General features: G+C 68.8%; 16 protein-coding genes. 7 read left to right on the top strand and 9 right to left on the bottom strand.

Annotated elements, in window-relative coordinates; all coding sequences use genetic code 11:
* Positions 1-54: 54 nt before the first annotated feature.
* The 3 genes from coaE to WPS_RS16490 are packed head-to-tail and all read left to right on the top strand — an operon-like array spanning position 55 to position 2,578.
* Entirely contained in the window at positions 55-666 is a 612-nt protein-coding gene (gene coaE, locus WPS_RS16500; protein WP_317995547.1) for a dephospho-CoA kinase, read from the top strand.
* Positions 663-1,520 carry a hypothetical protein gene (locus WPS_RS16495; RefSeq protein WP_317995546.1) on the top strand — a complete coding sequence of 286 codons (858 nt, stop codon included), beginning with the start codon at positions 663-665 and terminating at the stop codon, positions 1,518-1,520. The genes coaE and WPS_RS16495 overlap by 4 nt, the downstream gene beginning before the upstream one ends.
* A gap of 56 nt (positions 1,521-1,576) precedes the next feature.
* Positions 1,577-2,578 carry a ketoacyl-ACP synthase III gene (locus tag WPS_RS16490; RefSeq protein WP_405054972.1) on the top strand — a complete coding sequence of 334 codons (1,002 nt, stop codon included), beginning with the start codon at positions 1,577-1,579 and terminating at the stop codon, positions 2,576-2,578.
* A 28-nt stretch (positions 2,579-2,606) separates the two neighbouring features.
* Here WPS_RS16490 and WPS_RS16485 read toward each other — a convergent pair whose 3' ends face one another.
* Genes WPS_RS16485 through WPS_RS16475 form a run of 3 tightly spaced genes read right to left on the bottom strand, consistent with a single transcriptional unit; the run spans position 2,607 to position 5,319 of the window.
* Positions 2,607-3,296 (bottom strand): hypothetical protein, encoded by a 690-nt coding sequence (locus tag WPS_RS16485; protein WP_317995544.1) that lies wholly within the window; start codon positions 3,294-3,296, stop codon positions 2,607-2,609.
* A complete protein-coding gene (locus tag WPS_RS16480) occupies positions 3,293-4,006 on the bottom strand; it encodes a Crp/Fnr family transcriptional regulator (RefSeq protein WP_317995543.1) in 714 nt (237 codons plus the stop codon). The genes WPS_RS16485 and WPS_RS16480 overlap by 4 nt, the downstream gene beginning before the upstream one ends.
* Complete coding sequence (locus tag WPS_RS16475; protein ID WP_317995542.1) at positions 4,003-5,319, bottom strand: N-acyl-D-amino-acid deacylase family protein; 1,317 nt, start codon at positions 5,317-5,319, stop codon at positions 4,003-4,005. The genes WPS_RS16480 and WPS_RS16475 overlap by 4 nt, the downstream gene beginning before the upstream one ends.
* A gap of 96 nt (positions 5,320-5,415) precedes the next feature.
* Between WPS_RS16475 and WPS_RS16470 the strand changes: the two genes are divergently transcribed.
* From WPS_RS16470 to WPS_RS16460, 3 genes are read left to right on the top strand one after another with little or no spacing between them, the layout of a single operon-like run.
* Entirely contained in the window at positions 5,416-5,610 is a 195-nt protein-coding gene (locus tag WPS_RS16470; protein ID WP_317995541.1) for a hypothetical protein, read from the top strand.
* 57 nt (positions 5,611-5,667) lie between these two features.
* A complete protein-coding gene (locus tag WPS_RS16465; RefSeq protein ID WP_317995540.1) occupies positions 5,668-5,895 on the top strand; it encodes a hypothetical protein in 228 nt (75 codons plus the stop codon).
* A gap of 3 nt (positions 5,896-5,898) precedes the next feature.
* On the top strand, positions 5,899-6,231 hold the full coding sequence (locus WPS_RS16460) for a hypothetical protein (protein WP_317995539.1): 333 nt from the start codon (positions 5,899-5,901) through the stop codon (positions 6,229-6,231).
* Positions 6,232-6,242: 11 nt separating this feature from the next.
* Here the strand turns inward: WPS_RS16460 and WPS_RS16455 are convergent, their stop codons facing one another.
* From WPS_RS16455 to lnt, 3 genes are all read right to left on the bottom strand, one after another.
* Complete coding sequence (locus WPS_RS16455) at positions 6,243-6,632, bottom strand: hypothetical protein (protein ID WP_317995538.1); 390 nt, start codon at positions 6,630-6,632, stop codon at positions 6,243-6,245.
* A 111-nt stretch (positions 6,633-6,743) separates the two neighbouring features.
* Positions 6,744-7,298: an LptA/OstA family protein gene (locus tag WPS_RS16450; protein WP_317995537.1), complete on the bottom strand. Its 555-nt coding sequence runs from the start codon at positions 7,296-7,298 to the stop codon at positions 6,744-6,746.
* Entirely contained in the window at positions 7,295-8,755 is a 1,461-nt protein-coding gene (lnt, locus tag WPS_RS16445; protein WP_317995536.1) for an apolipoprotein N-acyltransferase, read from the bottom strand. Before lnt ends, WPS_RS16450 begins: the two co-directional genes overlap by 4 nt.
* Positions 8,756-8,849: 94 nt before the next feature.
* Here lnt and WPS_RS16440 point away from each other — a divergent pair, with 94 nt between their 5' ends.
* A complete protein-coding gene (locus WPS_RS16440; RefSeq protein ID WP_317995535.1) occupies positions 8,850-9,611 on the top strand; it encodes a hypothetical protein in 762 nt (253 codons plus the stop codon).
* Position 9,612: 1 nt separating this feature from the next.
* On the opposite strand, the gene WPS_RS16435 is transcribed toward WPS_RS16440, so the two are convergent.
* From WPS_RS16435 to WPS_RS16425, 3 genes are read right to left on the bottom strand one after another with little or no spacing between them, the layout of a single operon-like run.
* Positions 9,613-9,780 carry a hypothetical protein gene (locus WPS_RS16435; RefSeq protein WP_317995534.1) on the bottom strand — a complete coding sequence of 56 codons (168 nt, stop codon included), beginning with the start codon at positions 9,778-9,780 and terminating at the stop codon, positions 9,613-9,615.
* Positions 9,781-9,805: 25 nt separating this feature from the next.
* Entirely contained in the window at positions 9,806-12,436 is a 2,631-nt protein-coding gene (locus WPS_RS16430; protein ID WP_317995533.1) for an LPS-assembly protein LptD, read from the bottom strand.
* Between the two features lie 26 nt (positions 12,437-12,462).
* A complete protein-coding gene (locus WPS_RS16425; protein ID WP_317995532.1) occupies positions 12,463-13,608 on the bottom strand; it encodes an LptF/LptG family permease in 1,146 nt (381 codons plus the stop codon).
* Positions 13,609-13,627: the final 19 nt, after the last annotated feature.

The following is a 13,627-nucleotide window of genomic DNA, read 5'->3' as shown; positions in this document are numbered from 1 at the left end:
ACCTCCTGGCGGCGGAAACGGCGTTCGGGCAGCGGGCTGCGTATACTTTCCGGGATGGCCAAGCTGCGCGTCGGGCTCACCGGCGGGATCGGGTCGGGGAAGAGCGCGGTGGCGGCGTTCTTCGCCCAAGACGGCGCTACGATCGTCGACGCCGACGTCCTCGCCCGCGAAGCGGTCGCGCCCGGGTCGGAAGGAGTGCGCGCGATCGCGTCGGCGTGGCCGCAGGCGGTCGACGCCCGCGGCGCGCTCGACCGGCCGGCACTCGCCGCGATCGTGTTTGCCGACCCGGGCGCCCGCGAACGGCTCAACGCGATCGTCCATCCGCGCGTGCGCGCGCTGGGCGCGCAGCGCGAAGCGGAAGCACCCGACGGGATCGTCGTGCACGTCGTCCCTCTGCTCTTCGAAGGCGACTTCTGGCGCGCGTGCGACAAGACGGTCGTCGTCATCGCTTCCGACGAGGCACGGATCGCGCGCGTGATCGCGCGCGACAAGGCCGAACGCACCGACGTCGAGCGACGGATGGCGGCGCAGATCGATCCCGGGCTCGCACGGGCGCGTGCCGATTACGTCATCGAGAACGACGGCGGCCTCGCGGCGCTGCGGGAACAAAGCGCGCGCACCTACGGTATGCTCCTGGCAGACCTCGCCGCGAAGGAGAAGCCATGACCGCCCCGCCGCCGTCGCCGATGTCGCTCGACGTGATGCTCTCGCGGTCGTGGGCGCTTTTCCGCTACCGCCCGCTCGTCGCGCTCCCGCCGGTGATCATCTTCCTTCCGCTGATCGGCGGCGCGATCGCGTTCGTCGTCTGGATCGCGATCGTCGCGATCGCCGCCACGGCGCACCATGCCTCGCCGGCAACCGTAATCGCACCCGCGCTCATCGGGTACGCCGCGTTCATCGTCGTGATGCTCGCATGCTCGGTCGCGGCGTACGCGGCGATGTACGGGATGGCGAACGCGTTGTGGGAACGCGGCGACACGTCGATCGGCGATGCGCTCGCCGCCGTGCGTGCGTCGTTCGGCACGGTCTTCGTCGCGGGGATCGGGATGTTCGGTCTGGTCCTGCTGGCGCTGCTGCTCGCGCTGCCGACGCTGTTTCTGTCGTTCCTCGCGCTGCCGCTGTTCACGATGTACGTGCTCCCCGCCGTCGTCGCGGGACACCGCGGCGGCTTCGCCGCGATCGGCGAATCGATCGCGCTCGTGCGGCGCGCGTTCGCGACGTCGGCGATCGCGGCTCTGGTGCTCTTCGCGATTCAGTACGGGATCTCGTTTCTCTCGTATCCGTTCTTGCTGCCGCTGCAGATGTCGATGGTCGGATCGACCAAGGGCGATGCGCCGCTCGTGCTGCCGGCGCCGCCGGCGCTGATCTCCGGGCTCGTCGGCTACGTGCTGATCACGCTGCTGTCGCTCTCGTATCAAGGCTTTCACGCGGTCGCGGTGACGGGGCTGTACCATTCACTCGTGACGCCGGGCATGGAAGCGCCGGCGCCCGCGGCAGGGAGCCGGCCGCCGTCGGGCTAGCAGGCCCGCGAAGGGCGACCGCTCTCGCCTGCGAAGGGCCGGAGGTGCAGCAGACGATGCTCGACCCCGCGCGCGTGCGCGCCGTGACATCCTCGCTCCGGATCGCCGCGATGGGGACGTACGTTCCCGAACGGCGTCTGACGAACGCGGACCTCGCCCGTTCGGTCGACACGACCGACGACTGGATCGTCTCGCGGACGGGGATGCGCGAGCGGCGCATCGCGCGAGACGACGAGTTCACCAGCGACATGTGCCTTGCGGCCGTGCGCGCGCTCGAACGCAACGGCGGCTCCCTCGACGCGGTCGACTTCGTCATCGCCTGCACGGTGACGCCCGACTACGCGTTTCCGAGCGTGGCGGCGCGCGTGCAGGAGCAGCTCGGCCTGCGCCGCGTCGGCGCGATCGATCTGGGCGCGGCCTGCGCCGGATTCATGTACGGGCTCGACGTCGCCGACGCGCTGCTCGAGACCGGCCGCGCGCGCAACGTGCTGCTCGTCGCGGGTGAGTCGCTCTCGAAGATCACCGACTACACCGATCGCTCGACGTGCATCCTCTTCGGCGACGGCGCCGCGGCGGCGCTGGTCACGATCGACCGCGGCGCGCCCGCGACGGTGCTCGCGCGTCGCGTCAACAGCGACGGCGCCGCCGGACGCGAACTCTTTCAGACCGGCTTGCGCAGCGAGATCGGCGGCGTCGTCTCGCCCGACCGCTACCTGCACCAGAACGGCCGCGCCGTCTACGAATGGGCGCTCACGAACATCACCGCCGGGATCGCCGAGCTGCTCGCGCAGGCGGAGATGCGTGCCGACGAGATCGACTGGTTCGTTCCGCACAGCGCGAACGGCCGGATGATCGAATCGATCGCAAAGCGTGCGGGGATCGCGCGCGAACGGATGCTCACCAGTTACGAACTGCACGGCAACACGTCGTCGGCGTCGATCCCGCTCGCGCTCGCGCCGGCGATCGCCGACGGCCGCGTCAAGCGCGGCAACCGCGTCATGCTCTACGGGTTCGGCGGCGGACTCGTCGAGTGCGGGATGATCCTGCGCTGGTCGTGAGACGGTACGGGGCGGCCCTTCGACTCGCTCAAGGTGACGGACTGGGCGCGTTTTCGAATGCCGGCGCGCTGCGTCCGACGTCGAAGACGCGTTCGTCGCCGGCGGCGTCGAGGAAGCCGCGCACGACATAGGTGCCGACGGCGCGGATGCCGAGCGCGCGCGAGAGGCGCAGCGTTCCGGTCGTATCGCGCAGGCGCGGCGTTCCGCCGTCGATGTACGGTTCGCCGGCGATCGTGATGACCGTGCCGGGCTTCGTCGCGAGCGCGCGCGCGATCGTGTCGGGCGGATCGAAACTCACCGCCTTGTCGACGATCGTCCCGAAATTCGTTCCCAGCATCGCGACCCGCACGGTGTAGCGCCCAGGTGCGAACGCGCGATGATCGTCGGTCGTCGAGTCGACGATCACCTGCGCGAGCCGCAGCAGCCCAGGCGACACGTCCAGCTGGCGCGTGATGGGGATCGGTTTATGACCTGTCACTGACGACCACACCGGCGAGTCGTCGTGCAGGACGTCGACGCGGAACAGATCGGCGGTGGGGAAGCGCAGACGCACCAGATGACCTGTCGCGTTGTGGAGCGCGATCGCGACGGTGAACGGCGAGAGCAGCGCGCTTCCTTCGCGCTGGAGCGTCACGTCGGCCCAGATCCCGTGCGGCGAGGGGGTCGGCGAAACGGCGGCGGCGCCGACGAGCGCGAGAAACACGCTCCGCGCGATCACGTCGAACCGGTGAACGGGCGGCGCGCGAACGGAAACGCCTTCGGCTGCACCAGCGTCACCGTTTTGTGGGCGACGCGCAGCAATCCGACGTCGGCGAGGACGCGCAGCTCTTTGGTCAGCGTCTCGCGGCTCGTTCCGATCATGTCCGCGAGGTCTTTGTGGGTCAAGTTGATCCCGATCCGGATCGTGCCGTCGTCGCCGGCGACCCCGTGTTCCGCGGCGAGCCGTCCGAGCGCATCGACGAGACGTCCCGGGACGCTCTTCCCCATCAGTTCGGCCAATTCGTGCTCCGCCGCGGCGAGCCGGCGGGCGACGCCGCGCGCGAACGCGCGCGCGATCGCGACGTCGCCGTCGAGCGCGCCGGCGAACGCCTGCGCCGCGAGGACGTCGAGTTCCGCCGGCTCGATCGCGATCGCGCTGGTGGCGCGCACCGCGTCGCCGCCGGCGCCGTGCAGCCCCTGCCACGGGGCGTAGCCCGCCGAGACGCCGGTGAGTTCGCCGAAGACGTCGCCCTCGCTGCGGATCCCGACAATCGCTTCCGCGCCCGAGGGGTTGGTGCGGACGATCTTCACGCGCCCGCTGCGGACGAAGAACACGCGGTCGGCCCGGTCGCCGAGAAGATACGCCGGCTCCCCGCGGGCTAGGCGCAGGCGCTTGGCCCCGGCCAGCAGCGCGTCGCGCCGCGCGGGTTCGAGCTCGGCGAGGTTCACGCGCCGTTCCGCAGGGCGCGGCCCGGAAGCGCGCCCGTCATCGTACCGTCCCGCAAGACGGCGCGACCGTTCACGTACACGTCGCGAATCCCCTCCGGCGGGACCGCCGGCCGATCGTACGTCGCGCGATCGACGATGCGCTGCGGATCGAACACGACCAGATCGGCGTGCATTCCGCGCGCGATCGTTCCGCGTTCGCGCAGCCCGAACTGCGCGGCCGGGAGCGCCGTCATGCGCCGCACCGCCTCGGCCTCGTCGAGGACGTGCCTCTGGCGCACGAAGCGTCCGAACACGCGCGGAAACGTTCCGTACGTCCGCGGATGCGGCACGCCGCGCGCGGTGATCCCGCTGAATGCCCGCGCCGACGCATCGCTTCCGATGCTGCAGAAGCGCGCGCTGAGCACCGCTGCGACGTCGTCCTCGTTCATCGTGAAGAACATCGACTCGACCTGCATCTCTTCTTCGGTCAGCAAGCGGATCGCCGCTCGCGCGGGCGTCGTTCCCCATCGCCGTGCGAGCGCGTCGAGGCGCATCCCGGCGATGTCGGCGTTTCGTTCGCTGCCGACGCTGGTAATCAGAATCGAATCGAAGCCGTCGCCGCCGAGGCGAGAGTCGCGCGCGAGTTCGATCGCGAGCGCCGCCGCAAGCGCCTGCTCGGGATCGCGCAGGCGCTGCAACGCGGCCGCATCGCCGCCGTCGCGCACCGCGGGCGGCAGAACCGTCGCAAGTTCCGTCCACGACGCGATGTAGGGATACACGTCACATCCCGCGTCGAGGCCGCGCGCCCGCGCGCGGTCGATCGTCGCCAGCGTGCGATGCACTTTTCCCCAATTGCGGCGTCCCGCCGCTTTGTGGTGCGAGCACTGCACCGCGACCTCGGCGCCATCGCCGACCGCGAGCGCCTCGGCGATCGCGTCTTCGAGCGTGTCGCCCTCGTTGCGCACGTGCGAGACGTAGCGCGGCGCGCCCGCCTCGCGCGCTGCCGCCGCGCACGCGACGAGCTCCGCACGATCCGCGTATCGCCCGGGTTCGTAGATGAGCCCGCTCGACACGCCGAGCGCGCCTTCTTCGATCGCGCCCGTCACGAGGCGCTGCTGCGCGACGAGTTCGTCGCGCTCGAGCGCGCGCGCCTCGTGACCCGCCACGCACAGACGCGTCGTACCCAGCCCGACCAGCGATGCGACGTTGAGCGCGACGCCGTTGCGTTCGACCAGGGTGAAGAACGCATCGAACGTGTTCCAGTGGACGTCCAGGCGATACTCGCGGGCCGCGGCGCGCTTCTTATCGAGGGCGGCGCCGAACAGCGGCGCCACCGACGTTCCGCAGTTTCCGGCGATCTCCGTCGTGACGCCCTGACGAATTTTGCTCTCGCAGCGTCCGTCGATGAGCCAAAGCTCGTCAGAATGGGAATGGACATCGATGAAGCCCGGCGCAAGAGCAAATCCATCACACGGAATTCGTTCACGCGCTTCGCGGTCGGAGAGGTCCCCGATCGCAACGACCCTGCCGTCCGCGACGGCGACATCGGTGGTGTACGGCGCATCACCGGAGCCGTCGTAGACTCGGGGGCGCTCGAAGATCGTCCAGAGCAGCGTTTAACCTAGCTTTCGCTGGGTACAGGGCAGACGGTGGGCCGATAGCTCAGGGGGACTATTTCCAATATGGCGACCAACGACAACGGAATCACCAACGGCGGCGGCATGAGTGTCCGCGAGGCGGGCAAACGTGGCGGGGACCGCGTGAAGGCGAAATACGGGTCCGAGTTCTACGAAGCGATCGGGCGTAAGGGCGGCGAGGCCACCAAGAGCAAATACGGCCCGTCGTTCTACGAAGAAATCGGAGCCAAAGGCGGTCAGAAACTCAAACGAACGACCAAAACGGCCGGCTGACGGATGGCCGACCCGAAGAAGGCCGCGGCCAAGCCGCGGACCGACAAGGTCGAAGGTGAGATGTCGGTTCGCGAAGCCGGCAAAAAGGGCGGCGACACGGTGCGGGACCGGTACGGCTCGGGCTTCTACGAGGAGATCGGCCGCAAGGGCGGTCAGGCGACGCGCGAGCGTCACGGTGCCGAGTTTTACGAGTCGATCGGTCAAAAAGGCGGCAAGGTCGTCAAGGAAAAGTACGGACCGAATTTTTACGAGCAAATCGGTCATAAGGGCGGTCAGAAGGTCAAGAAGCTGATCGCCGAGGCGAAGAAGAACGCCCAGGAAGAGCCCGAGGGCTGATCCCGAGACCGTCAGCGGCATGCACCCAGGCCGACGAGCCGCCGGAACTCGGCCCGGATCGTGCCCGGATCGGCAACGCCGTCGGGCGTAAGTGAAAGTACCATCCCGTGCGGTGTCGTCCAGGCGACGCCGCGCGGTTTGGTGCGTCCGCCGACGGCGTGGACGTCGCGGCAAACCCCGTCCGCCGGGAGCGTCGCGAACGCCGCCAGCGTCCCCGCGTTGCGGTGCCACTGCTGGAGGATCCACGCGTGCCCGCTGCGCGTATAGGCAGGTGCGATCCCCTCGTTCTTGGAGATGCCCTCGCCGTTGAACGGCGGGATGATCGCCACGTCGCCGATCGGCGCCCGGAGCGTGAAGGGGCGGAACGCGACCGCGCGCGCCGCGGTGGAGTAGTCCGTCACGTAGCCGCGTCCCGCGAGCGGGGAGGTCGGCGCGGGTATCGGCGTCTGCGCCGCCGGCGCCGTTGCGGGGACGCAGTGCGAAGACGAGCATCACGACGGCGGCACGCGGCATCACGGAGCGCTTCCCGGTCGCGTCCCTTCGATCCGTCCCAGTTTCACGTCGCCGGTCCGGAAATCGATCGTTGCCGACGCGACCGCGATCGTCGCCCCGTCGTCGGTGATCGTCGAGGGGTGCTCGAGGATGAGCACCCGCGTCCCGCCGATGTAGCGCGCCCCGTTCGTCCGGAACGTTCGGACGCGCTGCGCGCCGAGGGGTTCGCGAAACGACACCGGACCGCCGACGGTGATGTCGTTGGTCGCCGTGTTCACCGTGACGTTGTCGCCGGTCATAGTGACGTCGGGCTTCCCGGCGCGGTGCAGGCGTCCGTCGCGCACGTGCGCGATCGTCGCCAGCGATCCGTCCGGACTCATCGACACCTTGTCGTAGTCGAGCGACCACGCCCGGCCGTCGACGCGCTTCCCGCTCACGCGGCCGGTGGTCAGCGTCGAGGACTGCGGGCTCCGCAGGACCTGGATGTCGCTGCCGGCGCGACCGATCTCGAAGCCGACCCAGCCCAGGATCGCCAGCACCGCGACGACCGCGACGACGCGCCAGGAACGCGTCATGCGCGCGGCCGCCTCCCGAACAGCGCGATCGCGAGCGCGCCGGCGAGCGCCAAGGCGATCGCGCCGGGGCCGAGCTGCGCGTAGGGGACGTCGACCGGCGGGCCGACCTCGCCGACGACGGTCGCGGCGCCGCCGAGCGCGGTGCGCCGGGTCCAACTGCCGTCCGGCGCGACGATCCCGCTGATCCCGGTCGCGCCGGCGCGCAGCACCCAGCGCCCGCTCTCGACCGCGCGCAGCGACGCGGCCATCGCGTGCTCGTACGGAAACTCCGTCCGACCGAACCAGGCGTCGTCGGTCGCGACGAGCAGCAGCGACGGATCGTCGCGCAGCCGTGCATGCGCGATGTCGCCGAAGAGCGACTCCCAGCAGATCAACGGCGTCGCGCCGCCGTACGTCGGGAACGCGTTGTGCGCGGGCCGGTAGACGCCGATCTGATCGGCGAACGGGAGCCGCCGCAGCCATTCGGGACCGGGGATGTATTCGGCGAACGGAACGAGCTGCTCTTTGCCGTATCGTGCGGTCGCGCCGCTGCCGTCGTCGAGCACGCGCGGGTTGCGCGGATCGAAGATGTAGAGCGTGTTCTCCGCGCCGTCGGTCGTCTGCGCGAGCGAGCCCGCGTAGAGCGTCGCCCCGGTCTCGCGCGCGAGCGCCGCGAAACGCTGCGCGAGCGCGCGGATGTCGGCGCGCGGATAATCGAGCGGCGCGAGGATCACGGTCTCGGGCCACAAGATCAGCGTCGGATGCTGCGGCACGAGCGCGCGCGTCATCGCGGTGTAACGTTCGATCGCGACCTGCAGGCCGCCGGGCGTCATCTTGAGCGTCTGCGCGATCCCGCCTTGCACTGCCGCGACGCGCCGCGACGGCGGCGCAGCGTGACGGGCGGGCCAGAACGTCCATGCGAGCGCCGTGCATGCCGCGACCGCGATCCACGTCGCGGCCGCCGCGCGCGCGCGCCGCGCGTCGCGCGCGTCGAGCAGCCACCAGCCCAGCGACGCGCCGAGCAGCGCCGTCGCGAACGTGATCCCGTAGACGCCGGCGTATGCCGCGAGCGGGCGCAACGGAGAATCGATCATCGCGACGCCGATCTGCTCGAGCGGCACGCCGAGCACGCCGCTCGAACGCGCCGCCTCCGCCAGCGCGAACGCTGCGGCCGAGGCGATCGCGAACGCGAACGCGCCGCAGCGCCGTGCGGCGATCGACGTGACTGCCGCGGCGAACGCGAACGCGAGCGCTTCGGCCAGCGCGGGGCCGAGATCGAGCACGGGAGCGGCCGGTCCGAGCAGCGCCCCCGCGGTTTCACCGAACCACGAAAAGCCGAACGTGAAGAAGACCAGGCCGCTCGCGTATCCGGCGAGCGCAGCCCGCCGCGGGCTGAGCACGGCCCACGAACCGATCAGCCCCGCGAAGGCGAACGGCGCGATCCACCACCAAGCGGTTTGCGGGAAGGCGAGATGCAACGCGAACGCGCAGAGCAAACCCAGCGCCGTCGAACGAACGGTCGCGGAGGTGAACAGGGTGCGTCGGCTAGGTGCAGCCGTAGTGGTTGCGGTGATGATGATGGCGGTGTCCGGGTGCGGTCATCAGGTGACGGGGCTGAACCAGCCCGGCGGCGGCGGCATCGCGCCCTCCGGCCAGACCATCGTGCGGTTCGAGACGGCTGGCCCGCTTGACTTCTCGAACTACAATTATCTCATCGTCTTCAACACGACCGGGAACAATCGTCCTCCGCTCGCGCAAGGGACGAACTCCAATTACACCGACTGGACGTTCGGTTTTCAGTTCAGCGGCGGGGGAACGACCGTCTCGAACTCCCCGACGCTCTTCCAGTTCTATCAGAATGCGCAGGCGGGGCAGACGGTTCAGCAGATCACGCGGCCGTATCTCGTCGGCCAGCAGGTCGTGGTGAACCCGACGTTCCAGAGCGCGCTCTCGTTGTACGGCTTCGAGTTCCGGTTCGATCGCTGTTTGTTCGATCGGCCGCCGCCGGTCGTCGGTGCGACGCCCGCGCCGACGGTCGCACCGTCGCCAGCACCGTCGACGACGCCGACGCCCGCGCCCGGCGGTGACGGCCTGCGCCGCTGTCCCCCGTTCGTCTACACGACGACGAGCACGTCGTGGACGTTCAACCTGTTCACCCTCGACCGCAGTTCCAACGTCTCCGACGCGCTGTTCGTCGTCGGCTCGGGGACGACGCCGTCGATCGACACGACGCAGACGATCAACACGTTCAACTACGTCCGCCCGGCCGGCAACCCGATCCCGTCCGTCCCCTCCGCCCAAATCACCGGCGTCGAGGTCTTCAACACCCCGTAGTCTACTCGGCGTCGCAGGGCGGGTGGCCGCATTCGCAGCTCACTTCCATCTGCTCGTCCGTGGAGTCACGCTGTTCGCAGACGTCGCTGCAGTAGGCGGCGCCTTCGACCCCGCCGGTGACGGTGCAGTTGCATTCCGCGTATTCGCACGGCTGCGTGTACGTGTTCATCGATCCACCTCGCGAACGGTTGGGTCTACGGGCCGCCGGTGAAGCCGGCCGACGAGAAGTTACCCGGAATGATCGAGCTCAGCGACGCCGTCTGCCCGATCCCGAAGTTCGCGGACTCCGACGGGAACGCCAGCAGCGTGACGGTCGCGAAGACCTGTTTGATGCTCTGGTTGTACGACAGCCGGATCTCGTAGCAGTCGCCGACGATGTGCCGGTAGTAGATGTTCTTGTTTTCCAGGCGCCCGTGCGCTTTCCAGTCGATGTCGGTGGCGAACTGCAGGTCGCTCTTGTACCCGAACGGCGTCGCGACTTGAAGGTTGGTGAAGCCGAAGCCGTTGCCGGGGCCGGGGTTGAAGCTTCCGCCCAGCAGCACCGTCGAGCGCGGCGAGGGACGCGCCGTCAACTGATACCCGACCGCCTGCGCCATCCGGTTGAAGAAGGTCGTCCCCGTCAACGAGAGCGAGTACGTGTCGCGGTTGAAGATGCGCAGCACGTCGCTGGCCTGTTTTACGCCGCTGCTGAGCACGTCGAGCGAGCGGAACGGTTCGCTGAACGGCCCGTTCACGTGCGAGTTGGAGTAGGTGATCGTGTTGACTAGGTGGTTGAAGAGCGGCGTCGTGAGCGTCGCGTTCTGCGCGATCTGCGCCTTGGCGTCGCCGGTGCCGTAATAATCTTGCTGCACGGTGAGCGTGCCGTTGAAGTCGCTCCCCAGCACGTGCGCGAGCCCCGGGCCTAGCGTCACGCGCGCCTCGCCGCGGCTCGTCTCGATCCCGGTCGGCGTCGTCGAGCCGGGCCGGAACGTCCCGCCTTGCGGATCGTTGTAGAAGCCCAGCGTGTACTGAACCTGCACCGGCACGATCGTCTCTTTCGGGAAGAGATTGCTCAGCGGCCGGATGACGAGTTCCGGCTCTTTCTGCAGACTCGACGGCGTCGCCGAGTCGTAGCGGTCGAACGTCAGCGAGTAGTCGTAGCGGCGGCCGACGAGATGGGTGAGCGTCTGCAGGTGGAGCAGATCGCTCAGGCTCGTCGGCGAGTTCAAAAACGCCGATTTGCTGTGCGTGTACGAGAATGCGACGTCGTTCTGCAGCGATTGCGAGATCTGCAGGTGATCGGTGAAGCCGTAGTTGTTCGTCGACGACTCGCCTCCGGTCGCCGTACGCTGGAAGGTGTAGTTCTGACGGTCGCCGCGCGTGTCGCCGTGGTCGACCGACGCGTTGAGCGAGTACTGCGCCGGGAGCGAGATGTTGGGGCCGTAGTTGCCCTGATAGTTGAAGTTGAACTGCCCGCGCGTCGCGCGCGAGAACGACTCCTGATCGGCGAGCGAGAGGTTCGTGTTCTGACTCGCCTGGAGGCGATTGTTCTGGCGGAAGAAGTTGATGTCCGTTTGGCGGCGGCCGTCTTTACGCCGGATCGTCGCAACGTACCCGAGCCCCAGGCCGATCCGGGTGTACTCCTCGACGCGGTAGTACCCGTAGTAGTAGTCGCTCGGCGAGAACCCGATCCGCGCTTTGATCCAGAAGCCTTCGACCTGCGAGTAGCCGACGATCGGGACGAACCCCGGATTGCGCCGCGACCCTTGCTGATCCTGACGCAGCGAGATGACGACGACGGGAAGATAGAAGATCGCCAGCGCTCCGAGGAACAGGACCGCCGACTTCGCGACGGCCTTGTCGCCGGGATAGACGTCGAGCGTCTTCGACTCGACGTGATACCCTCCGCGCGGGTTCTCGCAGGTCGTGAGATTCGCATGCTCGATGTGCGTCTTGCCGTCGCGGCTCGTCACCATCGTCGCGCCCTTGAAGTGGAGTTTTCCGCGCTCGACGCCCTGCGTCGACTCGCCGCGGCCGTTGATCAGCGTCGCGTGCTGGTCGAGCGAGTCGAACCGCACCGCGTCGGCGTAGAGCACCGTGTCGCCGCCCGCGTTCTTGACGAACGTGCTCCCCGTGACGTCGATGTAGCGCGTCCCGTCGTAGTGCGCGTGGTCGCCGCCGAGGATCCCCTGCTGGTAGAGGATCGTGACGTGGCCGTCGAGGTCGGAGGTCTGGCCCTTCTCGTTCGTGCCGACGATGTGGTCGCCGAGGATCGCGTAGTCGTTGGGCCCCAGCGTCTCGCCCGGTTCGGGCTTGAGCGATGCGGACGGCGTCGGCGAGACGATCGGGCCGGCGCTTGGATACGCCGCGGGGACGGGCGTGCTCGACGGCGGCGCGCTGACCTGCTGGATCACCTGCGCGGCGGGCGAGCCGCTCGGCGAGGGTGAGGCCGACGGAAGCGGCGGCGGCGTCGGCGCGCGCGGCGTCGGCAGCGGCGGCGGAACGAGGATCTGCGGGCCGTTCGGCGCCGTCTCCGGCGCGCCGACGATCGGCGTCGGCGACGGGCTCGGCGATGCCGTCGCCGCAGGCGATGCGCTCGCCGCCGCAGCCGGCGAACCGGAGGCTACCGGCGATTCGGAGGCACCCGGCGACGCGGACGCTGCCGGCGATGCCGACGCCTGCGCGACCTCCGCCGCCTGCACGTCCTGCGGTGCGGTGCCGCAGCTCTGGTCGAGCATCGCGAGCGCGTGCGTCGCTTCGGGAGAGTTCGGATTCGTCGTTTCGATCCCGGCCGACGGAATCGGCGGAATCGCGCACAGCATGAGCGAGAGCGCGACCACCGTCACGCCCGCGCGGCGAGAGGCCCGGCGGATCACCGGTCCTCGCGCCAGATCAGAAACCCGCCGACCGCCGCGAGGATGATGTTCGGCAGCCACGCCGCGAGGTAGGGATCGATCGAACCGTTGCGGCCGAACGCGCCGGCCAGCGCGACCAGACCGTAGTAGATGAACAGCAGCACGATCGACAGCACAACGCCGAGCATCCGCCCGCGCTTGCCGAACCGCACCGCGAGCGGCACCGCGACGATCACGGCGATGAACGACGCGAACGGATACGCGTACTTGCCGCCGAGCGTCAGCTCGCGGCCGGCGAGATCCGTTCCGCCTTGTCCGGTCTGCTTGCGGAACTTGATGTCCTGCGCAAGCCGCTTCGAATCCATCGTGAACGTGTCGTTGAACGAGCTGCTCAAGAAATTCTGCCCATTGTCACCCATCGGCAGCGAGATCCGCATCTCCGTCCCCGACACCGAGAGCGCGCTCACGGTGCCGTCGGCTTTGATGCGTGCGATGTCCGGCTTTTCCAGCACGATCTCCGTCCCCTCGATGCGCGCGGATTTCGCGGTGAGAATCTGGCGAAACGGCGACGTGCGATCGGGCTGATAGATCTGCACGTTCTGCATCGTCTTTCCGTCTGCGGCAACGGATTGAATGTAGAACACGTTCCCGCTCGAGGGGTCGGCGCGGAAGATATCTGGTTCGAGCGGCAGCGTCTGCGACCGGTACAGAATCTGATAGAAGCTGCGGGTCGAGAGGTCGGTTGCGATCGGCGCGATGTGCTCGTTCACCAGGAACGACGTGATCGCAACCGCCGCCCCCGCGAGCACCGGCAGGCGGATGATCCGCAGAAACGACACGCCGGAGGTGCGCAGCGCGTTGATCTCGTTGTCCGCCATCAGGCGGCCGAAGCCGAGCAGCGTCCCGAACAGGCTCGCGAACGGAAACGCGAGCGGCGTCGCCTGCGGGACGCGGAAGAGCAGGAAGCGCAGCACCAGAAACAGCGGCGCGCCCTTGTTGACGAGATAGTCGGCCGCGAGCACGAAGATGTTCGCGAACCAGAACAGGAAGAACGCGCCGAGCGCGAACCCGAACGGGCCTGCTACCTCACGCAGCAGGTAGGCGTCGAGGATCGGCAGCCGGAGTTTCGGCGCCGGGGCGCGTGCGAACGCCGGACTCCGCACCCCGGGGAATGCCGCCACG

This window comes from Vulcanimicrobium alpinum (assembly GCF_027923555.1).
Lineage (GTDB): Bacteria > Vulcanimicrobiota > Vulcanimicrobiia > Vulcanimicrobiales > Vulcanimicrobiaceae > Vulcanimicrobium > Vulcanimicrobium alpinum.
The sequence above is the reverse complement of the archived record's forward strand: the minus strand, read 5'-3'. Positions and strand labels throughout refer to the sequence as shown.